The organism is Ignavibacteria bacterium, from assembly GCA_025612375.1.
In the GTDB taxonomy this organism is placed as follows: domain Bacteria; phylum Bacteroidota; class Ignavibacteria; order Ignavibacteriales; family SURF-24; genus JAAXKN01.
The window spans coordinates 91151-115180 of the sequence record JAAXKN010000002.1 but is presented as its reverse complement, the minus strand read 5'-3'; the positions used below and the strand labels follow the sequence as shown (position 1 = coordinate 115180).

20 protein-coding genes are annotated in these 24030 nt (G+C 45.4%); 13 read left to right on the top strand and 7 right to left on the bottom strand.

The genetic code is table 11. From position 1 onward, the window contains the following. Positions 1–63: 63 nt before the first annotated feature. The 4 genes from HF312_02270 to HF312_02255 form a co-directional block, all read right to left on the bottom strand. Positions 64–513, bottom strand: coding sequence for a damage-inducible protein DinB (locus HF312_02270; GenBank protein MCU7519011.1), 450 nt, complete (start codon positions 511–513; stop codon positions 64–66). 327 nt (positions 514–840) lie between these two features. Next, a complete protein-coding gene (locus HF312_02265) occupies positions 841–3624 on the bottom strand; it encodes a T9SS type A sorting domain-containing protein (GenBank protein MCU7519010.1) in 2784 nt (927 codons plus the stop codon). Between the two features lie 48 nt (positions 3625–3672). Further along, positions 3673–4788 carry a T9SS type A sorting domain-containing protein gene (locus HF312_02260; protein MCU7519009.1) on the bottom strand — a complete coding sequence of 372 codons (1116 nt, stop codon included), beginning with the start codon at positions 4786–4788 and terminating at the stop codon, positions 3673–3675. Between the two features lie 20 nt (positions 4789–4808). Continuing rightward, the gene (locus HF312_02255; GenBank protein MCU7519008.1) at positions 4809–5651 is read right to left on the bottom strand and encodes a hypothetical protein; all 843 of its coding nucleotides are present in this window, start codon (positions 5649–5651) and stop codon (positions 4809–4811) included. Positions 5652–5946: 295 nt separating this feature from the next. Between HF312_02255 and rocD the strand changes: the two genes are divergently transcribed. Next, the gene (rocD, locus tag HF312_02250; GenBank protein ID MCU7519007.1) at positions 5947–7164 is read left to right on the top strand and encodes an ornithine--oxo-acid transaminase; all 1218 of its coding nucleotides are present in this window, start codon (positions 5947–5949) and stop codon (positions 7162–7164) included. A gap of 26 nt (positions 7165–7190) precedes the next feature. Here rocD and HF312_02245 read toward each other — a convergent pair whose 3' ends face one another. Next, a complete protein-coding gene (locus tag HF312_02245) occupies positions 7191–8051 on the bottom strand; it encodes a hypothetical protein (protein MCU7519006.1) in 861 nt (286 codons plus the stop codon). A 158-nt stretch (positions 8052–8209) separates the two neighbouring features. Here HF312_02245 and HF312_02240 point away from each other — a divergent pair, with 158 nt between their 5' ends. Next, a complete protein-coding gene (locus HF312_02240; protein ID MCU7519005.1) occupies positions 8210–8791 on the top strand; it encodes a phosphatase PAP2 family protein in 582 nt (193 codons plus the stop codon). A 12-nt stretch (positions 8792–8803) separates the two neighbouring features. Next, positions 8804–9508 carry an SDR family oxidoreductase gene (locus HF312_02235; GenBank protein MCU7519004.1) on the top strand — a complete coding sequence of 235 codons (705 nt, stop codon included), beginning with the start codon at positions 8804–8806 and terminating at the stop codon, positions 9506–9508. 150 nt (positions 9509–9658) lie between these two features. Here HF312_02235 and HF312_02230 read toward each other — a convergent pair whose 3' ends face one another. Together HF312_02230 and HF312_02225 are read right to left on the bottom strand one after the other, a co-directional pair. Then, positions 9659–10414 (bottom strand): T9SS type A sorting domain-containing protein, encoded by a 756-nt coding sequence (locus tag HF312_02230; GenBank protein ID MCU7519003.1) that lies wholly within the window; start codon positions 10412–10414, stop codon positions 9659–9661. Between the two features lie 241 nt (positions 10415–10655). After that, positions 10656–11711: a hypothetical protein gene (locus tag HF312_02225; protein ID MCU7519002.1), complete on the bottom strand. Its 1056-nt coding sequence runs from the start codon at positions 11709–11711 to the stop codon at positions 10656–10658. Positions 11712–12554: 843 nt separating this feature from the next. Here HF312_02225 and HF312_02220 point away from each other — a divergent pair. The 10 genes from HF312_02220 to HF312_02175 all read left to right on the top strand — a co-directional run bounded on the left by HF312_02220 (position 12555) and on the right by HF312_02175 (position 24020). Next, positions 12555–14132 (top strand): T9SS type A sorting domain-containing protein, encoded by a 1578-nt coding sequence (locus HF312_02220; protein MCU7519001.1) that lies wholly within the window; start codon positions 12555–12557, stop codon positions 14130–14132. A gap of 79 nt (positions 14133–14211) precedes the next feature. Further along, positions 14212–14679 carry a CoA-binding protein gene (locus HF312_02215; GenBank protein MCU7519000.1) on the top strand — a complete coding sequence of 156 codons (468 nt, stop codon included), beginning with the start codon at positions 14212–14214 and terminating at the stop codon, positions 14677–14679. A gap of 175 nt (positions 14680–14854) precedes the next feature. Beyond that, positions 14855–15505, top strand: coding sequence for a redox-sensing transcriptional repressor Rex (locus HF312_02210; GenBank protein MCU7518999.1), 651 nt, complete (start codon positions 14855–14857; stop codon positions 15503–15505). Positions 15506–15634: 129 nt separating this feature from the next. Continuing rightward, a complete protein-coding gene (gene nuoE / locus HF312_02205; protein MCU7518998.1) occupies positions 15635–16153 on the top strand; it encodes an NADH-quinone oxidoreductase subunit NuoE in 519 nt (172 codons plus the stop codon). Next, positions 16137–18032: a 4Fe-4S binding protein gene (locus tag HF312_02200; protein MCU7518997.1), complete on the top strand. Its 1896-nt coding sequence runs from the start codon at positions 16137–16139 to the stop codon at positions 18030–18032. Before nuoE ends, HF312_02200 begins: the two co-directional genes overlap by 17 nt. 1 nt (position 18033) lies before the next feature. Then, positions 18034–20037, top strand: coding sequence for a 4Fe-4S binding protein (locus tag HF312_02195; protein MCU7518996.1), 2004 nt, complete (start codon positions 18034–18036; stop codon positions 20035–20037). 119 nt (positions 20038–20156) lie between these two features. Next, on the top strand, positions 20157–20783 hold the full coding sequence (locus tag HF312_02190; protein MCU7518995.1) for a redox-sensing transcriptional repressor Rex: 627 nt from the start codon (positions 20157–20159) through the stop codon (positions 20781–20783). Between the two features lie 56 nt (positions 20784–20839). After that, the gene (locus HF312_02185) at positions 20840–21097 is read left to right on the top strand and encodes a (2Fe-2S) ferredoxin domain-containing protein (GenBank protein ID MCU7518994.1); all 258 of its coding nucleotides are present in this window, start codon (positions 20840–20842) and stop codon (positions 21095–21097) included. 9 nt (positions 21098–21106) lie between these two features. After that, positions 21107–22834 (top strand): 4Fe-4S binding protein, encoded by a 1728-nt coding sequence (locus HF312_02180; GenBank protein MCU7518993.1) that lies wholly within the window; start codon positions 21107–21109, stop codon positions 22832–22834. Beyond that, the gene (locus HF312_02175; protein ID MCU7518992.1) at positions 22818–24020 is read left to right on the top strand and encodes a SpoIIE family protein phosphatase; all 1203 of its coding nucleotides are present in this window, start codon (positions 22818–22820) and stop codon (positions 24018–24020) included. Before HF312_02180 ends, HF312_02175 begins: the two co-directional genes overlap by 17 nt. The last annotated feature ends 10 nt before the right edge of the window (positions 24021–24030 follow it).

Genomic DNA, 24030 nt, shown 5'->3' with positions numbered 1-24030 from the left:
TAAGAAGCCGCCCTTTCTTTTCCTTACCGTCGGACGTCGGACGTTGGACGTCGGACCTGCCTTTCATCTTCTATAAAACACATAATCCGTAACCGGCGGAACGGCCTCAGCTTTCCTAAGCAGCATTGCAATCTGGGCACGGTGGTAGGTGGAGTGGTTAATGACGTGGGCCATTATGTCCTCAATCGTATTCTGGTAAGCTTCCCCTTTGGAATTCACATAGGAAATCTTTTCAGAGAAGCCTTCTTCCGGAAGATTCTCCAGGAATTTAAGCCAATCCGAAGAGCTTTCCTTAGATATCTTTATGCACCCCTCAACAGAAAAGTTGTCCCAGACCTCGTAGATAGTCTTATTATTCTGAACCCTGTCGAGCCAGATTTTCTGGGCGGAAATAATATGGCTGAAAAGCCGTACTACCTCGTCCTGGTTATCCGCCAGCTGAATAAAGGACTCAAGCACCTGGTTATTTGCCCATTCGTTATATCTGAAGAGTTTAATAAAATATTCCTTCATAACGCATTCCCCGCTATTATTATAAAAACATAATATATTTTACGTTAAACTGAAAGGGAGGGAAGAGGGGTGCAAGGTCCCAGATTCAAAGTTCAAGGTTTATAGAGAAAAAAACCGCGATAGCGGTTTCATATCTGTAGCCCAGGGTTACAAATTCCCGGAGGGAATGCCGTAACCCTGGGTAAAATATCACCCCCCAAATAAACCGCGTAGCGGTTTTATATCTGTTACAGCCCGGCCGGAAATTTTGGTACCATTTCAACCGGATACAAAAAAAGGCGTCTTTTTACGGGCGCCCGTTTTTTGTAAAATTTATTTGGGTGTGTGCTACTTGAGAAGCATCATCTTGCGGATTGCGGTAAAATTGTCTGCCCTTAATTCATAAAAGTAAATCCCGCTTGAAAGATTCTTCCCCGTGAACTCCCTGCTGTATTTACCCTTGCTCTGGAATCCGTCTACGAGCGCTGCAACCTCACGCCCCATTATGTCGTAAACCTTCAGCGAAACTCTTGAGTCCCTGGCAAGTTCATAACTGATGAGCGTGGACGGGTTAAAAGGGTTTGGATAATTCTGCTCCAGTCCGTAGCTTTCTATCCTGGCACCCTTATCGTTTACTGTATTCAGAATGTCCTTCTCGGGAAGAGGGAGCTTCTGGCTCGTGTAAATATGGAATTCACCCGCCTGAAGTTCAACCGGCGTCTGCGTATTTGTAACCTCAATGCCGAGGCCGGTAAAGTAATCATAGTAAGTTCCTGTAGTTGGAAATGCAATGCTGGAACTCCTTGTTATAACGTCAAAGTTTCCAATAACTGCCACATTCATCGATGGATCACTGATCGTTATCCTCTTTACCAGGTCACTTAGCGACACTGAGTAGTTGCTGCTCTTGAATGCCGGATAATTTGTTTTCAGACTGATCAGGGCCTGCATTACCTTAAATAGCTTTTCACGCCTGGGCTGCTTCAGGTAATCCCAGCGTATAGGCTTGTTGCCCACTCTGGAATTAAAGTCAATACTATAGTCGTAGCCAAGCTCTTCAAACTGCCAGATCATCTTGGGCCCCGGAATAGTAAAGAAGAATGCAGAAGCAAGCTTCACACGGTTCAGGGCCTGGCTTGTATCCTTAACGTTATAGCTGCCCGACTGAGCGCCGAAGTTTACATTCTTATACATTAACCTTTGCTCGTCATGACTTTCCATGTATGTGACAAGACCCGGCTTTGACCAGCCCCTGTTTTTGTACGAGCCCCAGGATAAATCCGAATTCTGGAGGTATCCCATTGAAGCCTGCATGTAATTGTTATTTAAGTTGCCCCATATCATCATACCGTAGTCAGTGAGCGTTTTTTCCTCGTTGTTGTCTGTAAAGTGCTCCAGTATGACGTAAGCCGAAGGGTCCACAGTCCAGATCTTGTCAGCCATGCGCTTTAAGATTGTAATGCGCGATAAATCATAAGCCGAGCCGTCGCCGGGAGTGTTTGTAAAACCCTTTGTAAAATCGAACCTGTAGCCGTCAATTTTGTATTCGCTAATCCAGTACGATGTCACACGGTCAACAAAATCCTTTGTCGCCTGGCTTTCATGATTAAAATCATAGCCCCATGAATAAGCTGTGTTTGGAGATACCTGGTTAAACCAGGGGTTAAGAGCTGACGGGGCGCTTTTTGTATCATCCCAGTAAAGCCTTACCATCGGGTTAGTGCCGAAGCTGTGGTTAAGGACAATATCCATTATAACAGCTATGCCGTTAGCGTGGCACACATCAACAAATTTCTTAAATTCATCTTTTGGCCCGTAGTATTTGTCGGGAGCAAAGTAAAAACTTGGGTTATATCCCCAGCTTTCATTGCCCTCAAATTCCGAGACAGGCATAAGTTCAATAGCGTTAACACCAAGGCGCTTAAAATAGCTTATGGTATCGCTCAGAGTCTTAAAGCTGTGTGTTGAAACAAAATCCCTTACCAGGAGCTCATATATTACCAGGTTTTCCTTGTCAGGACGCTTATAGCCCGCAGCAGTCCAGTTGAAAGCGGTCTGGGCGGTCTGTAGCACAGAAACGACATTGTCCCCCTTGCCTGTCGGATAAGCTTTAAGATTGGGGTAGATATCGGAAGTAATATATTTATCATTCCATGGGTCGAGCACTTTATCGGTATAAGGATCCGCAATCTTAAGCTGCCCGTCCACGTAGTACTGGAATGCATATTCATTCCCGGAAGCCAGGTTCGGGATTGTAACCCAGAATCTTTTACCGTCGGAGGTGCGTTTCATGTAATATGCCGGATCTATATCCCAGTTGTTAAAATCACCCGTAACATAGACAAACTTCTTATACGGCGCATAAAGAACAAGCGTAACGGTATTTGCATCTATATAGTTAATGCCGTCTTTCACACCGGCTGGAAGCTCCTGCTGTACAACTGAAGAATTGGCATAAATATAAAAAGAATCCGCCTTTGTGCCTCCCTGAGCGTCCTGAGCCACAATTTTGACGGTTTTCTTTCCCGTATCTGCCGGCTTATAGCTGTATACTAAAGTATCATTTGAGGTCTGGAATAGCTGCACATTATTTACGAACACGGTTTTTGTTGAAGCCTTTGAGGCTGAGGCCTTTATGTCTGCGGATTCACCCGGCATAAGAAACACTGGGAACTGTTTCGGGGAAAGAATGGTCAGACTCAGCCCAGGCTCAAAAAGTTTGATAAATATGTCTTCTGTCTGTTTCCAGGTCCCGTTCGTGGTTTCGGCACTCCTGAGAACAAAGTCCAGCTCCGTAATTTTTTCCGAAGAACCGGCTTTGTAGAAATCGTGCGGCTTTCCGATTACAAGTTCATACTGGTCCACACCTATTCTTTTTAATTTTGGCTGTGTGGTATTACTGCCCCAGGTTCCGATAACGTGCTGCCATCTCGATGTTCCTACTGTTACACCGGTATGCGTATAAACATCACCCGTGTATCCAACCAGGTCTTTTCTTGTGGCCTGCTGAATATTAAATACAACCCTGATCGAATCATTTTCAGTGGCAAAGGATGGATAGAGTGTCACAACCTGAGCGGCCAGGGTCTGCGCAAAAATAAAAATGGCAAACAGTATAAGTTTAACTTTCATACTTTTCCTTTTAACAGAATACTTTTAAGCGTTAAGAATGTTATATATCTATTTAAGAACAGTCATTTTTCTCGTCTCAATAAGGCTTCCGGCCTCAAGTCTGTAGAAATAAATTCCGCTTTCAATATTAAGACTATTGGCATTTACTTTCAAACTGAATTCTCCCGAGGGCCTCTCACCCTCAAAAAGTGTGGCAACTTCTTTTCCCAGCACGTTAAAAAGGCTTAGCCTCACGTGTCCCGGGGTATTAATGCGGTACTTAATAACAGTCTCAGGATTAAAGGGATTCGGGTAGTTCTGCATGAGCTCAAAACTCTCAGGGGCGTTATTCTCCTTTTCAACAAGCGTGCTGCTCAACTGCGGCTTGCCTGCGTTAACCCAGGCCGTGTAGATCAGACTAGCCAGACTTTTGGCCGCTCTGTTAAAGAGCATATTTGTGTAGCCTTTACCATTCTCCCAGAAGTAATTGTAATAGGCGCTGTTTGCCTGCCCGTTGGTTTTCTTTATTGCTATACTATCGGCATAATAGACTGAATCCACGTAGCGGTTGTTTGCATACAGATAATCAAAAACAAACCTTGAAACATCACCTACATATTGCGCTGTATCCGGCAGGAACACTATCTGATCCGGGAGATATTTGGCTATGTCATCGTACCGGCCATGTATGCCTTTTTGTGTACCGTTTCTTCCGTTGTAATCTTTTGTAATATGCAGAGGCATATGCCCGTCACCCACGTAGTGACCTAAGTCTGCTGCAAAGAGCTGAGCCTTTGCCCAGTCTTTTCTTTGGAATGCGCTTTTCAGTGAATCGACCGCAGTAACAGTCGCCCAGGGAAGTGTTCCCTGTGCATCCACATAAGAAGAGCCGTAAGTTCTTACCATTGTCTGGTAATCTTCCGGTATTCTGCCCGTTGAGTTGAACTCACTGTAGCTGTCAATATCAATAAAATGCTTTTTGCTTTCAGTAGGATCGGAACCTTTCCTGTTATCGGCATCCGAGGCATGCTGCTGAAGGATTGTATTCCAGGAATTAAACTGCGAGATCTCTTTCGGGAAATAAAGGACGGTATTATAGTTTATCTTGCTGTGGCCCGCGCCTCCCCAGCCCGTTAAAAAGGCCAGGGAACAGGTAACGGCTAAAAATTTCTTGATTTTATTCATATACTCACTTTTTCTATGGGTTAATTATTGTGTGCAACCGGTTTTCCGGCGTTAACCCATGCAGTGTAGTAAAGTGAAGCAAGAGCGCGGGCGGCTGAATCAATCTGCTGAACGGTCATGTGTTTGGTCCTGAACCACATCAGCTTGTAATAATTGCCGTCATACTTTTCACCCGAGGCCTTAAAGGCAAACCTGTCGGCAGAAAGTATGGTCTCGGCATACATGTCCGCGCCGTCTATATAAGAAAATATATATTTTTCAGGTTCACTTACAAAGTATGCATCCTCAGGCCTTACTTCCTTTTCCAGCTCGGTCAGATTGCTGTCAAGCATCGTTATTTCATAGCGGAAATGGATCCCTTTCTGCCCTGTAAGCTTCCCGTCGTAATTTACCGTTGCGTGCTGGGGCTGAAATCCGTCGGCCACATAGTGCGCGAGATCCGAAGCGTAGAGCTTAATTGCGCTTGTATCCATCTGCCTGAAAGCTTTGGTTAAATTTTCAAGTGTCGCCTCTGTAGCCCATGGAAGAATCCCCTGCTCCAGGAAAACCTTCTCGCCATACTTGCTTTTCAGCGAATCCTGATTAAGAATAAGAGTCCCTTTCTGGAATTCCTGGTAATAGTCTATATCTATAAAGTGCTTCGGAGCTTCCGTCTTGTCTCCTTTTTTCCTGTGATCAGGGTCGGGTGCATGCTCCACAATGTCTTTTTTCCATCGCAGCATAAACGAGAGCTCACTTGGCAGGCATTCAAATGCTTTTGAAGCCGTAAGCTTGTGGCCTTTGTCCCCCCAGGGAAGAACGTTTGAAGTAGGAATGAAGTTAAGAGCTGATATGAGTAATACAGTAGCGTATTTTAGTTTCATCTGTTTTCCTGTTAATTGTACAATAATTTTTCTGTCCCTTGGCCTGTTTTATCAAAATCCGCAAGAATTACCTGCTGCAAGGTACCCGGAATTAGCCTTCCGCTCAATTTTTTACTTTTGCAAATTATTAAAACCTGATTGTATAAACAAGATAAAACAGCTTCTTTAGAAAGGGGGAATTACCTAATAATCACTCGGAAATGAAGATGATTTTTTATAAATTTACAAAGAAACAAAATAATTATACACAAATTGAAGGTTTTTTATGGCTCCAAGAGATTTAGTTCAGGCAGATATGACCTCGCAGGATTATATGGAACTGGAAGAAAAGTACGGTGCTCATAATTATCATCCGCTTCCTGTTGTTCTTCAGCGCGGTGAAGGTGTGTATTTGTGGGATGTCGAAGGCAAAAGATATTATGATTTCCTTTCTGCTTATTCGGCTGTCAACCAGGGACACTGCCATCCGAAGATCATTGAAGCTCTTACAGAGCAGGCAAAGACCCTTACCCTTACCTCAAGGGCGTTTTTTAATAACTGCCTCGGTGAATATGAAAAATATATAACTGAATACTTCGGATACGACAAGGTGCTTCCTATGAATTCAGGAGCCGAAGCCGATGAGACAGCCTTGAAGCTTTGCCGCAGATGGGCATACGACAAAAAGGGGATTAAGGAAAATGAAGCCAAAATTATAGTCTGCGAAGGAAACTTTCACGGCAGGACTATCACAATTATCTCAATGTCCACCGACCCCGACTCTTACAAGGGTTTCGGCCCATATACTCCGGGATTCATAAAAATACCTTACAATGACCTTAACGCACTTAAAACCGCGCTCGGGGACCCGAATGTGGCGGGATTCCTCGTTGAGCCTATTCAGGGTGAAGCCGGCGTCTTTGTGCCCGATGAAGGCTACCTCTCAGAGGCCTACAGGCTCTGCAAAGAGAAAAACGTCCTTTTTATTGCAGATGAAGTCCAGACCGGCATTGCAAGAACCGGAAGGCTTCTGGCGTGCGACCATGAAAATGTAAGGCCCGACGTTCTGATCCTTGGCAAGGCGCTCTCAGGCGGCACTATGCCTATCTCAGCCGTTCTGGCCGATGACGACATTATGCTTACAATTAAGCCCGGCGAGCATGGCTCCACCTTCGGCGGCAACCCGCTGGCGGCAAAAGTCGCAATAGCCTCTCTGAAAGTTGTAAAAGATGAAAACCTGGCCCAGAGAGCCTCTGAACTGGGAGAACTTTTCAGGGAAGAAATCAGAAAGATCCCAAGCGATATGATTGAACTCGTACGCGGCAAGGGACTCTTAAATGCGATTGTTATAAAACCTATGAATGGTAAGGAAGCCTGGGACGTATGCCTTAAAATGAGGGATAACGGACTGCTTGCAAAGCCTACCCATCAGCACATAATCCGCTTTGCCCCTCCTTTGGTTATTACAAAAGAGCAGATTATGGAATCTGTGGATATAATTAAAAAGTCGATCCTCGAGATGAGCAAATCTTAATATGCTCATCTCTCTTTCCTTACTTTTTAATTTTTAATTGATTTCCCCGGCCAGTCCGGGGAATTCTCATTTATCTTAAGCTTTGCAGTAAAGAAGAAACTGCTCCCCTTGCCTTCTTCACTTTCCACCCAGATTTCACCTCCCATCATATTGATGAACTCCTTGCAGATCCTGAGCCCCAGGCCCGTTCCGGAATGGGTTCTTGTATATGTGTTTGAAATCTGTGCGTAAGGCTTAAAGAGAAGGTCCGTTTTTTCCTTCGGTATCCCCATTCCTTCATCTTTAATTGTAGAAAGAATAACTGCCGTTGAGTCGGTAATTTCCTTCAGCTCAACAATAACCTCAATTTCACCGCGGTTTGTAAACTTTATTGCATTTCCGATCAGGTTTGAAAACACCTGGCGCAGCCTTACCGGGTCGCCAAGCAGTATGAGGGGAACGTCGCTTGCAAGATGGCAGTTTATTACCAGCCCCTTTTCATTGGCCAGCGCGTAGACCATGGAAACTGTTTCCTCCAGCACTTCCCTCAAAGAAAAGTCCACCGTCTCCAGTTCCATTCTGCCTGCTTCAATCTTGGAAATGTCAAGGATGTTGTTTATTATGTCCAGAAGAGATTCAGCAGCCGAACGCGCCTTGCTTATAAAACCCTTCAGCTCCTCTTTACTTTCATAGACTTCCTGTTCCATAAGCTCCAGAAATCCCAGCACCCCGTTCATTGGCGTACGGATCTCATGGCTCATGCTCGCAAGGAAACGGCTTTTGGCTTCACTTGCCTGTTCAGCCTCCGAAGCCGCCTGATTGGATTTTTCCAATTCCTCTATAAGCCTTTTTATTTCCTGTTCCTTTTCAGCCAGCTTTTTTTTCAGATCGAAAACTGTTTCTTCCACAGCGTTTACTCTCCTTTTGCTTCTCAACGAGCTGTCACATAAAAATAATTGACGGCAAGTTAAGAAATTTTTGTAAAAGTGCATAATACAATAATCGGGCGCTGTGGGAAAATATCCATAATAATCATATATTTCCGTGTAAATTATCATCAACTGACATGACAGAATTTTTATACTCCATAGACTTAGCCGTTTTTTATTTTTTCAATCACAGCATTGCCAATCCGGCATTCGACCGTTTTTTTGTTTTTATAACGGACGTCAACCACTGGTATATAGCTTATCTTATACTTTTGGGAATCGCCTTTGTAAAAGGAGGCAGGACTGGCAAGATCGCGGCCGTGGGAGCCCTGGTGCTCATTGCGGCATCGGACCAGCTGAGCAGCTTTTTTATAAAGCACTGGGTTGCACGCATCCGCCCCTGCAACGCTCTACCCGATGCGAGGAAGCTCATTGAATGTTCTGGGTCCTATTCCTTCCCATCCTCACACGCCGTAAACAATTTTGCCGCGGCAGTTTTCTTCTACAGGATATACCCGAACCTAAAATGGGTCCTTTTTATTTCGGCATTCCTGGTTGCTTTATCCAGAGTCTACGTAGGCCGCCATTACCCGTCGGATATAATTGGAGGCGCCATAATCGGGAGCGCTTTGGGCTACATATTCTCCCTGGCGGCATTAAGGCTTGATAGTTACATTAAAGAAAGATATAATAAAACATTAACTGAAGACGCAAAATAAAGGACAGGGAAAATGACTGAACTCGCAGGAAAAACCGCGCTTATAACCGGAGGCGGAAGCGGTATAGGAAAGGCAATTGCTTCGGCATGCGTGCAGGAGGGGATTAACGTCGTTATTGCATCCAGACGAGAAGACGTGCTTAATAATACCACAGAAGAACTCAATGGCCTCAGCAAGGGGAAAGCAGCTTATGTAGCCTGTGACGTAAGAAAACAAAGCGACATCGCCCGTGCCGTTAAATTTACAAAGGATCTTTTCGGAACGGTTGATATTCTTGTCAATAATTCAGGCCTTGGGGTGGATAAGTATGTAATCGACTGCCCGGAAGAGGAGTGGGACCTGGTCCTTGATACGAACCTTAAAGGCACTTTTCTTATGACAAAGGAAGTTTTGCCGTTAATGAAAAAGCAGAAAAGCGGTTACATCATAAACATATCTTCGCAGGCAGGCAAGCACGGCTACCCCCAGGCCGCCCCCTACTGCGCCTCAAAATTCGGCATTATGGGGTTTTCCGAGGCCCTGCAGACAGAAGTAAGGGACTTCGGCGTGCACGTCAACTGCCTCTGCCCGGCGCTGGTACAGGTACCGGCGCCAAAGGATAAAAAAGACATCCTTCCCGGAGTGCTTCAGACCGAAGACCTGGCTTCAACCGTAATGTTTCTCTTAAAGCAGCCCAGGCACATTAAATATGAAGACATCGGGCTATTTCATTTTTAGATGCTGAGATAAGTGTGTCAGGTTCGTTGATGGTTGTTTAATCGAAAAATCGCAGCAGATGTTTTATGAAGGTGCAATATTGAATTGCACAAGATAAAGGCAGAAGTCCTGGAAAGAACCTCTGCCTTAATTTTAGCATTATCAGACAAATTACTTAAGAAGCATCATCTTTCCGCTCTTTTCAAAGCCATTAGCTCTTATTTCATAGATATAGGTTCCGCTAGGAAGACTTGAAGCGTTGAATTCAACTGAATATCTTCCCTGTTCCTTATACTCATTTACAAGAGTTGTAACTTCCTTTCCCAGCATGTCATAGATCTTGAGGGTCACCTTTGAAGCCTTCGGAATCTGATAGTTTATGACGGTTGAGGGGTTAAAAGGATTAGGGTAATTCTGGCTTAAGCCGTATTCCACAACAGGCTTCACGTCAGAATAATTTACCTCAATAAAGCTGTTCTTTTTAAGACTACTGCCGTTTGAATAAATCTTTGCAATCGTGCTTACCACACCTGAAGCGTCAGTAAGAGACACATCCGAACTTATTCTCAGTTTAACTGTCCTGTTTCCTATCCCCTTTAAGAGAAGCTTGTAGTATTCAGGCCTTTTCTTATTTACGTCCTTATTGGAATAGCTTACGCTAGCAAGATTCTTCAGGACTTCTTTGGATGCGGCATCAACAAGGTCAAGCGAGTAGTTTACTACTTCACCGTCTTTAAGGCTCATGAGAACCTTGGCTGAATCGCTTGTAAAATACGAATATGAGTAGGTTAGTTCTGAATTATCACCCACGTTGAAAGCTTTGGTCTCTATGGAATTCTTTAATGCCATTGCTGAATCGCTTTCTTCAGTGAAATCCACCTGGTTTCCATCCAGTCTTACGTCCTTAAGATTAAAACTGTATCCCATGCCATCTTCTGTAATGTTTAGTCCTCTTCCTGAAACGGTCTCGGTATTGGTTTTACCGAGAACCGAAATGGCATTTGAGCTTGTAAAGTAGTATGGGAGGCTCTCGTTATGAAAACCTGTAATAAAACTGTTGTTAAAGTCGGGGCCACCTTTTACCTGTACGTAACTTCCGGAGTTATCGGCAAAGCGTACTGTGGAAAGGCTGGTGCTTTTGACGTATCTGATGTCACCATTTCATTTTTCATCTCCTTTTGATTGTGATTATTTGGGCCTGATTGCCCGCAAAACTTACGGCTGCTGCAATGTTTGTAGCTGCCTTGATCCCTTCCGGATTATCACTCCTGCCCGGTAGAGCAAACTCTTTGAATCTTTTTCCGTTGTAGTGGACTAATACATCGGAGATTTCATTAAACCCATAGAAGTATATGTCTTTTGGACTGACTGCAAAAGAGGATACAAAACCTATTGTGGGTGAAGGGGTAAAAACCACCTGCATAGCCTTTGTCTCCACATTGAACTTCCATATGGGACCATTTCCGATGAAAAGCTCCTTCTCATTTGCAAGCGTAAGAGTCCAACCATTGAATTCTGTATTCTGTGACTGACTCGTGTAGATTACTTCCGCCTTTGAGTTCTGAAGCTTTACTATTTTGGTCTGATACTGGGTGTTTAATGCCAGTGCGTAGGAAACACCTGTTGTCTTGGAACCTGTAATGCTGTAGAAATACCATTGCTGATCAAAATTTATCCTCTTCCATTCTTGTCCATCGAAATGCATCACAATGCCTCCTCTACCCACTCCCCAGACATTGTCTTCAGAGCTGGCCCAGATCCTATCCATCGACTGCCAGTTCTCAAATCCCATTTTGCTGAAGTCTGCCCACTTGTATTCTCCCCTCTTATAAACAAGTGCAATGCCCGGGGACATATAAACTCTTCCTGTATCCAGAGCCCAGATGCCATGAATGCCAGCGGAATTAAAAAGCTTCCCCCTGCCTTTCCATTCTTTTCCGTTCCACTGCATGATGTTGTATTCTTTTCCGTTTACAGGTTCTGAAGTATCTTGAAGAGTGACATCCCCCACAGCCCAGATATTATTTTCATCAAAAAGCCATACATCAAAAAAAATACTCGATGACAGGTTAGAAAGACCGAATCTTTTTACTTCGAATGTAAAGTCCTGTGATGTGGAGTCTGGAGGAGCATTCTTACTCTCAGGCTCTGTGGAGCTTTTACAGCTAAATGCACTGAAAGATATGCAAAGAAAAATTACTTCGAGTAACAGCTTTATTCTCATATATTTTAACTCCATATTTATTTTCAGAAATTTATTGCTTTGTTTTTGTCTGATATTGCTCTTATAAGTATGTTGCCTGACCGGGTTTATATATTCATGTGCCTACTCCAAACAGAATATTTTACTTAAGGAGCAGATTATGTTTCATGAATTCAGAACCTTTTTAATTTCAGGATATTTACTACTGACCGTATATTTATGGTAAAAAAGCCTTGTTCTGAAAGGGAGCTTTGTTATTAGGAGAAATACAGGAATCTTTTGCACATTCAATAGATTAAGACACCTTATCCATAGATGGAGTGATCGCCCTGCATTCATGATAAGACTATGGGTTTCAATTTGCGTCCGCTGAAATTAGAGAAAATTTTATTTTCTGTCAATCAGTAGAATTGCTGATCCTTAAAGGGCCCGACTCAGTATTTTTACTGAGTTTAAAATTATACACCCGCCTCATAATGAGAATTCCCCTTGGAATTCAGCTCATTTTCGCATCTTTTTCATCGACTCAGTATTTTTACTGAGTCACCCTGTCCGGAAAAGATTTTCTCACTTTTTTCACTCTTTTCTCATTTCAAGTAGATTTCTTTTCATTGAATAAAGCCAATAAAGCGAAAGCAAATGCAGCTGATATTTATAGAATTCCGGAGGACTCTGAATCATTTATCTGCGCCGTTTTTCTTCAAATTGGCCGCGGACAATCTCTCCGGGGAGCAGGTTGACGCCGGAGATTTACCCAGGCTGATCTCCTGCGTGACACATTTTTTTATTTAGGACTGAATTATTCATTTATTTTGATTTTTACTCCTTATACATTGTTTAATGTAAACCGCAGGAGGCTATAAGATGAAGGCCGTAATTCTACTGGTATTTTTTCTTTTTACCTTCTTTGAGGCAGACGCCCAGAGTACAAATGTCAAAATCAATAAGACTAATAACCAGCCCGAAGAAGTCTCCATTACAATCAATCCCGCCAACCCCCTCAACATTGCTGCCGGGGCAAATTTAAATAATTACTACTATTCTTTTGACGGCGGCAAAAGCTGGAACGAAGGGACACTGACTTCCACCTACGGCGTCTGGGGCGACCCCTCGCTTGCCTTCGATGCCTCGGGAAACCTCTACTTCCTGCACCTTTCGGCACCTCCGGCAAACATCGGCTTCTGGATAGACCGCATGGTGGTAAATAAATCTTCCGACGGGGGCAAAAGCTACGACCAGGGGACCGGCATCGGATATAACCCTCCCAGGAAAAACCAGGATAAGGGTTGGATTACTTCCGACCTGACTAATTCAATTTTCAGAAATAATCTCTATATCTCCTGGACGCAGTTTGATAAGTACGGCTCCACTCTCCCCACCGACAGCTCACGCATCCTTTTCTCACGCTCCACAGACGGGGGACAAAACTGGAGCAATCCAATCGTAATAAGCGACTCCAGCGGCGACTGCCGCGACAGCAGTAATACAGTCGAGGGCGCTGTTCCTGCTATCGGCCCCAATGGCGAGGTATACATCAGCTGGTCCGGCCCAACAGGAATTAAGTTCGATAAATCACTTGACGGAGGCCTCACCTTCGGGCAGGATATCTATGCCGCCGCTCAGCCCGGAGGATGGGATTTCCAGGTCCGGGGCATAAGCCGCTGCAACGGAATGCCCATAACACTCTGCGACAACAGTAACTCCAAATACAGGGGCAATATTTATATTAACTGGTCCGACCAGCGTAACGGCTACGGCAATACCGACGTATTCTTTACCCGCTCCACCGACGGCGGCAAAACGTGGTCCGGGACCCGGAAGGTTAACGGCACAAATGTACTGGACCGCGACCAGTTCTTCTCATGGGCTGCGGTCGACCCCGTTCGGGGACACATCTGGATTGTCTATTACGACAGGAGCCAGACCGAAGGCACTGCAACTGACGTCTTTGTCTCTAAATCCACCGACGGGGGTGAAACCTTTACATCAACTAAAATCAGTGAAAGCTCATTTGTCCCCGATTCAGCAGAGTTTTTCGGCGACTATATAAACATTGCAGCCTACGACGGCAAGGTATACCCAATATGGATGAGAATGGATAAAAGTCAGCTCAGCATCTGGACTGCCCTTATTGACGAGGGCCCTGTAGGCGTTAAATCAGGCGGAAGCTCTTTACCCGGGCAGTACTACCTGTCACAGAACTACCCTAACCCTTTTAATCCTTCTACAACAATTGATTATTCACTTGCCGAAGCCGGCTACGCTAAAATTATTGTTTACGATACACTTGGCAAAGTAATTTCCGTGGTCTCAGAGGGCTTTCAGGACAAAGGCAGGCATTCGGTGCAGTTCAGCGCAAAAGGGCTTTCTTCAGGCCTTTATTATTACCGGCTTATAACAGGTAAATTTTCCGGTTCGAAAAAAATGATCTTATTTAAATGAACCCGGAAATAAAAATCCTGAAGTTTTTATTCCGCAATTTGTTATATTTATACAGCAAATCAGTTCCGGGAGGAATTATATGACCTCAATAAATCAAATCCAGCGTTTTCTTTCCCTTAAAAGGATAGCTTTTATCGGCGTCTCCAGAGGTGAAAAAGACTATACACGTAATCTTTTCAGGGAGTTTCAGTCAAGAGGATACGACGTTATTCCTGTTAACCCCATGGCTTCCGAAATCGAGGGCCTGAAGTGCTTTGGCCAGGTAAGTGAAATTACCCCTCAGCCTGAAGCCGCTCTGGTCTTTACCACAGCTGTTCCCCTTCAGACTATTATGGACGAGTGCAATTCTACTGGCGTTAAAAACGTCTGGGTCTATAACGGGAGGGACAAGGGAAAAGAAGTTGAGCAGGTGGAGGATTTCAGCAGAACCCATGGCATTAACTTTATTTCTGGCTACTGCCCCTTTATGTTCCTTAAAGACAGCGCTTTCATACACAGATTCCACGGATTTTTTGCCAGACTAAGCGGCAGCTACCCGGTCAGTTAATCTTCATAAAAAGAGCGCTATCCTCATACATTACGGATTTTTACCCCTTTACCGGTCACCTCTGCCCGGTAAAGGCTCATATTTTAAGAAAATATTTTGTGAATCCCTTTCACAATATATTGACAACCACTTCACAATTCCATATTTTAATCGAGAAATATTTCTCGATTAAAATATGGCAACAGAAGAATTAAAACCCATTCCGGAACCTTCACTTAGAAGGCTTCCTATTTATTTGCAATATCTTAAACACGCCCGCCAGGCGGGAAAAAACGAGATTTCCACTACACTGATTGCCGGGGACCTTAAGCTGGATCCCACACAGGTAAGAAAAGACCTGGCATATACCGGCATAATCGGCAAACCCAAGGTCGGATATAACGTAGATACTCTGATCAAGGGAATTGAAGACTACCTCAACTGGAATAACCTCAGCGACGCTTTTCTTGCCGGGGTTGGAAACCTGGGCCTTGCAATGCTCGGTTTTGAACAATTTACAAAGTACGGCATCAGGATAGTTGCCCTTTTTGACAACGATGAGCGTAAAATCGGCACCGAGGTAAGCGGGGTACCTGTTCTGCCCGTTGAAAAAATGACCGGCCTGGCAGAAAGAATGCACATACATATAGGCATAATTACAGTCCCCGCCTCTGCAGCTCAAACGGTGGCAGAAATGATGGTGGAAGGAGGAATTAAAGCCATATGGAACTTTGCACCGGTTATGCTCAGGCTGCCAGAGGATATAATAGTTGAAAATGCACAGTTTGCCACGAGCCTTGCCGTTCTGACACGCAAACTGGCTGAATCCATAAAACAGGGTGAATGACCATTTTACAGGCCCCGCGGCTGCACTATAACCGGATAATCGGGTCCTTTAATAGCAGGAATTAATCACGTATAACAGTAACATGTTATGCAAAGCATAATATATAGATAACAAGGAGATAACTTAATAATGATTGCCGAAAAGCAAATTCTCAGCCGGACAAGGAAATTCGGGAAAGTTTGTGAGATTCTTGACCGTTATTCCAATGACTCGGCAAAGCTGATACCTATTCTGCAGGCAGTGCAGGAGGAATACCGCTACCTGCCGGAAGAAGTACTTACCTTTGTTGCCACTTCCTTAAATCTTTCACCTGCCAGGGTTTACGGCGTAGCTACTTTCTACTCCCACTTTGCCCTGGAACCTAAAGGTAAATATGTAATCCGCGTCTGCGACGGTACGGCTTGCCACGTAAAAGGCTCAATGTCTTTGGCCGAAGTTGTAATGGAAAAGCTCAACCTCGACGAAAAACGCCGAACAACCCCCGATATGCTCTTTACACTTGAGACTGTCTCATGCCTCGGCGCATGCGGACTTGCACCGGTTATGGTGATAAATGACGAGGTTCACGGACAGATGACACCCGAGAAAACCGGAACTTTGATTGACCAAATTATTGAGATGGAGAAAAGTTATGCAAGAAACAATTAATCTGGAATCTGTTGCCGCTCAATATAAAGAAAGCCTGAAGTATAACGATTTCAGGATCGTTATCTGCGCCGGTACGGGCTGCATGGCAAACGGCTCCGAGAAGGTCCGTAACGCGTTCCTTAACTATATCCGCGAAAGCGGCCTGCACGTAAAAGTTGAACTTAAGCCTGAAGAAAACCACAAGGGCATCTTCCTCTCCGAAAGCGGCTGCCAGGGATTCTGCCAGATGGGACCCCTCGTTACAATTGAGCCCCTGGGACTCCTTTATGTCAAGGTAAGACCCGAAGACGTTAAAGAAATAGTTGACAGGACAATAAAGGAAAACAAGGCCGTTGAAAGACTCCTTTATGAGGATCCTTCAAGCGGAGAGAAGTGCAAGGGCATCGGCGACATCCCTTTCTATACCAGGCAGAGCCGGTTTGTCTTAAAACAGTGCGGACATATCAATCCCGAAGACATAAATGAATACATCTCAATCGGCGGCTACGCTGCGGCAAGAAAGGCATTTACAACTTTATCTCCTGAAGATATCTGCAAGGAGATCCTGGCCTCCGGACTCCGCGGGCGCGGCGGCGGCGGATTCCCCACGGGAAGAAAATGGGATCTTACGCGCATCCAGCAGGAAAAGAAAAAGTACGTCATCTGCAACGGCGACGAGGGTGACCCCGGAGCATTCATGGACAGAAGCGTTATGGAAGGCAACCCTCACAGCGTAATTGAAGGAATTATGATCGCCTCCCGTGCTATCGGCGCCGATGAGGCTTATGTATACGTCAGGGCTGAATACCCGCTTGCAGTTAAACGTATTAGAAGAGCGGTCGAAGACGCCGAAAATGCAGGCATTCTTGGAGATGATGTCTTTGCATCCGGCAAAAGCCTGCGCGTCCATGTTATGGAAGGAGCCGGAGCTTTCGTCTGCGGAGAGGAAACAGCCCTCATCGCCTCAATTGAAGGCAAAAGAGGAATGCCTTCACCAAAGCCTCCGTTTCCGGCACAGTCGGGCCTGTGGGAAAAACCAACAGTTATAAATAACGTCGAGACACTGGCTACGGTACCTCTTATCATTAAAATGGGCGCCGGTGAATTCAGGAAAATCGGAAACGCCAAGTCCCCGGGCACAAAAACCTTTGCACTTACTGGACACGTCAGAAACACCGGACTTATTGAAGTACCATTCGGCACAACACTCAGGGAAATAGTATATAATATTGGCGGCGGCGTAACAAACAACGACGGCACACTCGCTGAAGACGGCTTTAAGTCGGTCCAGATTGGCGGGCCCTCAGGCGGATGCCTTACAGAAGAGCACCTCGACCTGCCGCTCGACTTTGATTCTCTTACCGGAATCGGCGCCATGATCGGCTCCGGCGGCCTCGTTGTAATGAACCGCCAGACATGCATGGTAAAAATTGCCAGGTTCTTCATGCAGTTTACACAGAATGAATCCTGCGGCAAATGCGTACTCTGCCGCGAGGGCACAAAGCAGATGCTTGCACTCCTTGACGATATCATTGAAGGCAGGGCTACAGTTGAAACTCTGGAACTTCTGGAAAAGCTTGCTCTGGCGGTTAAAAAAGGCTCACTCTGCGGACTCGGCAAAACGGCTCCAAATCCCGTGCTCTCAACTATGAAGCATTTCAGGAAGGAATATACCGAACACGTTGTTTCAAAATGGTGCTCTACAAAGAACTGCAAAAGCCTTGTTGCCCCCGAAATCAATCCCGAACTATGCAAGGGCTGCACCGTGTGCACAAAGAAATGCCCTGTCGGTGCAATTTCCGGTGAAAGGAAAATGCCCCACAAGATCAACGTATCAATCTGTATTAAGTGCGGCGCCTGCGCTCAGGCTTGCAAATTAAATGCTATAACTGGAGTTTAACATGGAAAATAACTTTTTAACTATAGATGGAAGAAAAATTCCGATTAACGGCGAGAAAAACCTTTTAGAGATAATCAGAAAAGCAGGCATAGATCTGCCTACTTTCTGCTACCACTCGGAGCTCAGCGTCTACGGAGCCTGCAGGCTCTGCCTGGTTGAACTTGAAGGAAGGGGAATTATAGGCGCCTGCTCAACAAAGCCCGAAGCAGGCATGAAAATTAAAACCACAACGCAGGAAATCCGCGAAATCAGGAAAATAACGCTGGAACTCCTCCTTGCCAACGGCGAGCACCACTGCCCCACATGCGCCAAGAGCTCTAACTGCAAACTGCAGGACATTGCAAAGCGCCACGGCGTGGAAGAGGTCAGATTCAAAAGGATGAAGCAGACCGTTCCTCTGGATACTTCTACACACTCACTGGTAAGAGACCCTAATAAATGTATTTTATGCGGCGACTGCGTGCGCGCCTGCAGCGAAATTCAGTCTATCGGTGCCATTGATTTTGCATTCCGCGGCTCCAACGCCGCCGTGCTTCCTGCCTTCGGCAAGGACCTCGAAATGGTTGAATGCATCGACTGCGGCCAGTGCTCAAGAGTATGCCCTACGGGCGCCATTACTCCTAAATCTGAAATCGATGATGTCTGGAAAGCAATTAGCGACCCGTCCAAAACCGTAATTGCACAGATCGCCCCTGCAGTAAGAGTGGCAATTGGCGAAATGTTCAACATGGCTCCCGGCGTTGATGCTACCGGTCAGATCGCCGCGGCTCTTAAGATAATCGGCTTCGACAAAATCTTTGATACCTCATTTTCAGCTGACCTCACCATTATTGAAGAAGCTAATGAGCTCATTAAAAGAATTGAAACAGGAGAAAAACTCCCGCAGTTTACCTCCTGCTGCCCGGGCTGGGTTAAATTTGCAGAACAGTATTTCCCTGACCTCCTGCCGAACCTTTCATCCTGCCGCTCACCGCAGCAGATGTTCGGATCTCTGGCAAAGGAAACCCTTACAAAAGAATTAAACCGCGACAGGAAAGATCTAATAGTCGTTTCAATTATGCCCTGCACGGCAAAGAAATTTGAGGCAAGGCGCCCTGAATTTTCAAAAGACGGCTCGCCGGATGTGGACTATGTACTGACAACACAGGAATTAGGACGCATGATAGACCAGGCAGGCATTATCTTTAACAGCCTGGAGCCCGAATCGCTCGACATGCCCTTTGGCTTTAAGACCGGGGCAGGAGTCATTTTCGGAAATTCCGGCGGCGTTATGGAAGCGGCTCTCAGGTTTGTCTACGAAAAGCTGACGCAGAAAAAGCTCGAACACGTGGACTTCCATGAAGTACGCGGCACAGAAGGCCTCAGAGAGGTAAATCTCGATATCGCAGGCACAAATATCAGCGTTGCAGTAGTGCACGGACTTAAGAACGCACGCGCTATGGCGGAAAAAGTAAAAAGGGGAGAGTGCAAGTACGACTTTATTGAAGTAATGTCATGCCCCAACGGCTGCATCGGCGGCGCGGGTCAGCCGGTCACTTTTGAAATGAGCGTTAAGGAAAAAAGAACAGCAGGCCTGTATTCGGCCGACAAGAACCTTCAGATTCATAAATCACAGGATAACCCGTTTGTTCAGGAAGCCTATAACACAACGCTCGAATATGCCGGCAGCCCTAAGGCCCACAGCCTCCTGCATACAACTTATAGCAGCAGGCGCAGGGTTTCGGACGTTGACATAGAACTCCTTAAAGGCTCTGAGAAAAACAAGCTCGAGATCAGCGTCTGCGTCGGAACGAGCTGCTATCTTAAGGGATCGCAGGACCTCCTGCATAAGCTCATCGATCACGTCGATGACAATAATCTTCAGGAGAAAGTTGACATTAAGGCTACTTTCTGCCTCGAGCAGTGCGACCGCGGCCCATCGGTTACTATAAATGGGAATACACTTGAAAAGTGCACTCTGGAGAAAGCCTGCCAGGTAATGGACTCTGAACTGAAGAAGTACTGATATGTATTAACATTACAGGCATGATAATTGATTCATCAGCCGGATAGATAATCCTTATTCCATGTGTCCGCATTTTAATGCGGACACATTTTCTACTTTATTAACTCCGGAATCCAGATATGCTTGGAAGTAATCATTCAGTTATCAGGCTTTTGAAATATAAATCTATATTACTGCGCTTTAGAATATTAGGTTTTAAGAGGGTCTTCTCTGAAAACCTCGCTGACGCAGCTGGTTTTACTTCGGCTCAGGTTAGAAAAGATTTCTCAGTATTTGGAATTTCAGGCTACCGCAGGGGCGGCTATCAGATCGATGAGCTCCTGGCCAAACTTAACAGTATACTCGGCAAGGACGTGGTTCAGAAAGCCGTTATTCTGGGCGCCGGGCATATCGGCAGTGCGCTTCTGAAATATAAGGGATTTGAAAGCGAAGGCATACAGATCACTGCGGCTTTTGATGTCGATCCGGAGAAGATAAACCGGGAAGGAATTATTCCCGTATACCCTTTTGATGAGCTGAAGGATTTTGTTATTAACAACGGCATTAAGATCGGCATTCTGGCTGTTACAGAAGCCTTTGCACAGGAAGCATTCGATGCAATGATTTCCGCAGGAATTAAGGGAGTCTTGAATTTTGCTCCCTTTAAGCTTAAAGGCACCTCGGAGACATTTATTAATAACGTGGACCTGCTGGGCGAACTGGAAAAGGTAATTTATTTCGTCAGGTCAGCTGAAAAGACAAGCTGAAAAGAGAATGAAATTCCCGTTTCTCCTGCAGCCTTGAATAAATGGAGTAATCTGTGATGCAAGAGGAAAATATTCAAAACAGTATCGTAATCTGTATGGGCAGCTCCTGCTTTTCAAGAGGAAATAACAAGAACCTGGAAGTAATCAGGGAATTTATACGGGCTAATAACCTGAAATTAAAAGTAGAGGTTTCAGGTAACCTTTGCGAGGATATGTGCAACAAGGGTCCTAACGTAAGGATAAACGGGAAATTATATAATTTCGTGGATCCTTCCACACTTGTTGAACTGCTGAACTATGTGCTTATTAAATAGCTGAAAATTATGAATTACTTAAAGCCTGTTTATACAGAAAAAGCAAATTGCCAGGACTGCTACAAATGTGTACGCGCCTGCCCTGTTAAAGCCATTAAAGTTGAAGACGGAAGCGCCACCGTCATGTACGAACTATGTATCATGTGCGGCACCTGCGTGGAAGTCTGCCCCGCAGGAGCAAAAAAAGTAAGAGATGACCTGGGACGCGTGCGCCAGCTTCTGAGGCTTAAAGACCGCGTAATAGCTTCCCTTGCTCCCTCATTTGTAAGTGAATTCCCCGGACTTAAACCGGCGCGCATGATTGCAGCCTTAAAAAGGCTCGGCTTCTATGGCGTTTCTGAAACCGCCATCGGAGCACAGGAGGTTTCGGCTAACGTTGCAGAGCTCCTGCAGAAAAACGAGGGGAAACTCCTGATCTCTTCGGCCTGCCCCTCTGTAGTTGAATACCTTAAAAAATACAAACCACAGGTGTCAGGATACCTTACAAACCTGCTTTCCCCGCTTCTTTCACAGTGCAGGCTCCTTAAAAGTATTTACGGCAGCGATATAGGCATAGTGTTTATCGGGCCCTGCATTGCAAAGAAAAAAGAGGCCGACCTTCACCCGGAACTGCTGGATGCCGCAATTACATATGAGGACTTAAGGCGCTGGCTGAAAGAGGAAAACCTCTCACTCGAGGAACTCGCCTGCTCTGAAAGTGACACGTTTATTCCTGAGAAGGCAAAAGAAGGCGCGCTCTACCCGGTTGACGGCGGCATGATTGCAGGCCTTAAGGCCAGCCTTCCCGTAACGGACTGCCGCTTTATGAGCTTCTCCGGCATAAGCAATATTTCCAATGCCCTCAGGGACGCGGAGAAACTTGAACTTAAAGACAACCTTTTCCTTGAACTCCTGGCCTGCAATGGCGGTTGCATCAACGGCCCCAAGGCACAGAACAGGTGCTCAACCTTGCTTAAGAGGTACAATGTTATAAGCCAGGCCGAATATCCGGAACAAGAGATCCCGAGAAAGCCTTCAATAACAATTGAAGAAAACTTTAATGTGCCGGCTGTCGAAAGAAAACAGTACAGCGAACGGGAAATCAGGGCCGTGCTCGACGATATCGGCAAAATTAACCATAAGGATGAACTTAACTGCGCCGGGTGCGGCTATAATTCATGCCGCGACTTTGCCGTCTCGTTTCTTGACGGAAAGTCAGAGAAGACAATGTGCGTTTCATACATGAGGCAGCTCGCGCAGAAAAAGGCAAACGCCCTCATTAAAACGATGCCTTCGGGAATCGTGATCGTCGACGATAAGCTTAAGATTGTTGAAAGCAACCAGAACTTCGCACACCTAATGGGAGAGGAAACCGAATTTCTCTTCGAGGTTAAGCCGGGCCTTGAAGGCGCGTTCTTAAATAAAATCGCCCCGTTCTATAAACTCTTCCAGAATGTGCTTGAAAGCGGTACCGATATAGTGGGCAAGGAAATTAACCATAACGGCTCTGTACTTTTGTTCTCAATCTTCACAATTGAGAAGAACCGCTATGTGGGAGGCATATTCAGGGATATTACCGAACCCTGGGTGCGCAAGGAACAGATAATTACAAAGGCCAAACAGGTTATACGCAAGAATTTATCGACGGTACAGAAGATAGCCTACCTCCTGGGCGAAAATGCCGCTGAAACTGAAGTTATATTAAACGGAATTATTGAATCCTTCTCTACGGATAAGATTGATGACATTGACGGGTAAAGAAAAAGAAAAGTGTTTTATTGAGGTCGACTACTACCAGAACTTCAAGCATAATCAGATCGTTGGCGGCGACGTGTTTCTTCTGCACAAGATTAAAGAGGAAAACAGGATCATTTCTGTCCTGTCCGACGGACTGGGCAGCGGAGTCAAGGCAAACGTGCTTGCGGCTCTTACTTCAACAATGGCCATTAGCTTTATTTCAAATAAAAAAGATATACGCCAGACCGCAGAGACAATAATGAGGACTCTCCCGGTCTGCAAGGTGCGCAAGATCAGCTATTCCACATTCACAATAGCAGATATAGAGGAATCGGGCAAAGCCAGAATAATTGAATACGACAATCCCCCCTTCATACTTATACGCAAAAACCGGCTGCTTGAAATCACCCCAACCCCGATCAAGCTTTCATTTAACAGGTATAAGGAAAATGTCCTGAACTATTCGGAGTTTTCCGTGCAGATGGGCGACAGGATCATATTCTTTTCCGACGGCGTCAGCCAGTCTGCCATGGGCTCAAAGGATATGCCCCTCGGCTGGACGAGGGATAAGATTGTTGAGCATATTCTAAAGGCAATCAGAAACGAAGCCGACATCTCGGCACGCGAACTGGCAAGAAATATAGTCGACAGGGCGCACTATAACGACAACTATAAGTCCAAAGACGACATTACCTGCGGAGTAATCTACTTCAGAAAACCACGCAGGCTTATGATCGTAACGGGGCCTCCTGTCTTGAAGGAAAAAGACAGCGAAATGGCCCTGATGATCGATAAGTTCAGCGGCGAGAAAGTAATCTGCGGCGGCACAACGGCCAAGATCATTTCACGCGAGCTTGCACGTAAAGTTACCATCAATCTGGATGAACGCGACCCCGAGATACCACCCTGCTGCCAGATGCCGGGAATTGACCTTGTGACAGAAGGAACAATAACAATCGGGAAACTCCTTGAGGTGCTCGAGTCGGGTACAGTAAACGAGTACCGGCGCGATAACGCCGTTTCAAAATTATTGAACGCCCTTATGAACAGCGACATTATACATTTTGTAGTAGGCACAAAAATCAATGAAGCCCATCAGGATCCCAATATACCCGTTGAACTCGGCCTCAGAAGAACACTAATTAAAAACATAGTAAGGCTGCTTGAAGAAAAATACCTGAAGGAGACCAAACTTCAGTTTATATAAATTATCCTCA

Coding starts and splice junctions, on each gene's coding strand:
- HF312_02255 (MCU7519008.1), bottom strand. CDS start 5,651: ATGAAACTAAAATACGCTACTGTATTACTCATATCAGCTCTTAACTTC.
- HF312_02265 (MCU7519010.1), bottom strand. CDS start 3,624: ATGAAAGTTAAACTTATACTGTTTGCCATTTTTATTTTTGCGCAGACC.
- HF312_02190 (MCU7518995.1), top strand. CDS start 20,157: ATGCTTGGAAGTAATCATTCAGTTATCAGGCTTTTGAAATATAAATCT.
- HF312_02220 (MCU7519001.1), top strand. CDS start 12,555: ATGAAGGCCGTAATTCTACTGGTATTTTTTCTTTTTACCTTCTTTGAG.
- HF312_02175 (MCU7518992.1), top strand. CDS start 22,818: ATGACATTGACGGGTAAAGAAAAAGAAAAGTGTTTTATTGAGGTCGAC.
- HF312_02195 (MCU7518996.1), top strand. CDS start 18,034: ATGGAAAATAACTTTTTAACTATAGATGGAAGAAAAATTCCGATTAAC.
- HF312_02240 (MCU7519005.1), top strand. CDS start 8,210: ATGACAGAATTTTTATACTCCATAGACTTAGCCGTTTTTTATTTTTTC.
- HF312_02260 (MCU7519009.1), bottom strand. CDS start 4,788: ATGAATAAAATCAAGAAATTTTTAGCCGTTACCTGTTCCCTGGCCTTT.
- HF312_02210 (MCU7518999.1), top strand. CDS start 14,855: ATGGCAACAGAAGAATTAAAACCCATTCCGGAACCTTCACTTAGAAGG.
- HF312_02225 (MCU7519002.1), bottom strand. CDS start 11,711: ATGAGAATAAAGCTGTTACTCGAAGTAATTTTTCTTTGCATATCTTTC.
- HF312_02270 (MCU7519011.1), bottom strand. CDS start 513: ATGAAGGAATATTTTATTAAACTCTTCAGATATAACGAATGGGCAAAT.
- HF312_02185 (MCU7518994.1), top strand. CDS start 20,840: ATGCAAGAGGAAAATATTCAAAACAGTATCGTAATCTGTATGGGCAGC.
- nuoE (MCU7518998.1), top strand. CDS start 15,635: ATGATTGCCGAAAAGCAAATTCTCAGCCGGACAAGGAAATTCGGGAAA.
- HF312_02215 (MCU7519000.1), top strand. CDS start 14,212: ATGACCTCAATAAATCAAATCCAGCGTTTTCTTTCCCTTAAAAGGATA.
- HF312_02230 (MCU7519003.1), bottom strand. CDS start 10,414: ATGGGATACAGTTTTAATCTTAAGGACGTAAGACTGGATGGAAACCAG.
- rocD (MCU7519007.1), top strand. CDS start 5,947: ATGACCTCGCAGGATTATATGGAACTGGAAGAAAAGTACGGTGCTCAT.
- HF312_02235 (MCU7519004.1), top strand. CDS start 8,804: ATGACTGAACTCGCAGGAAAAACCGCGCTTATAACCGGAGGCGGAAGC.
- HF312_02180 (MCU7518993.1), top strand. CDS start 21,107: ATGAATTACTTAAAGCCTGTTTATACAGAAAAAGCAAATTGCCAGGAC.
- HF312_02200 (MCU7518997.1), top strand. CDS start 16,137: ATGCAAGAAACAATTAATCTGGAATCTGTTGCCGCTCAATATAAAGAA.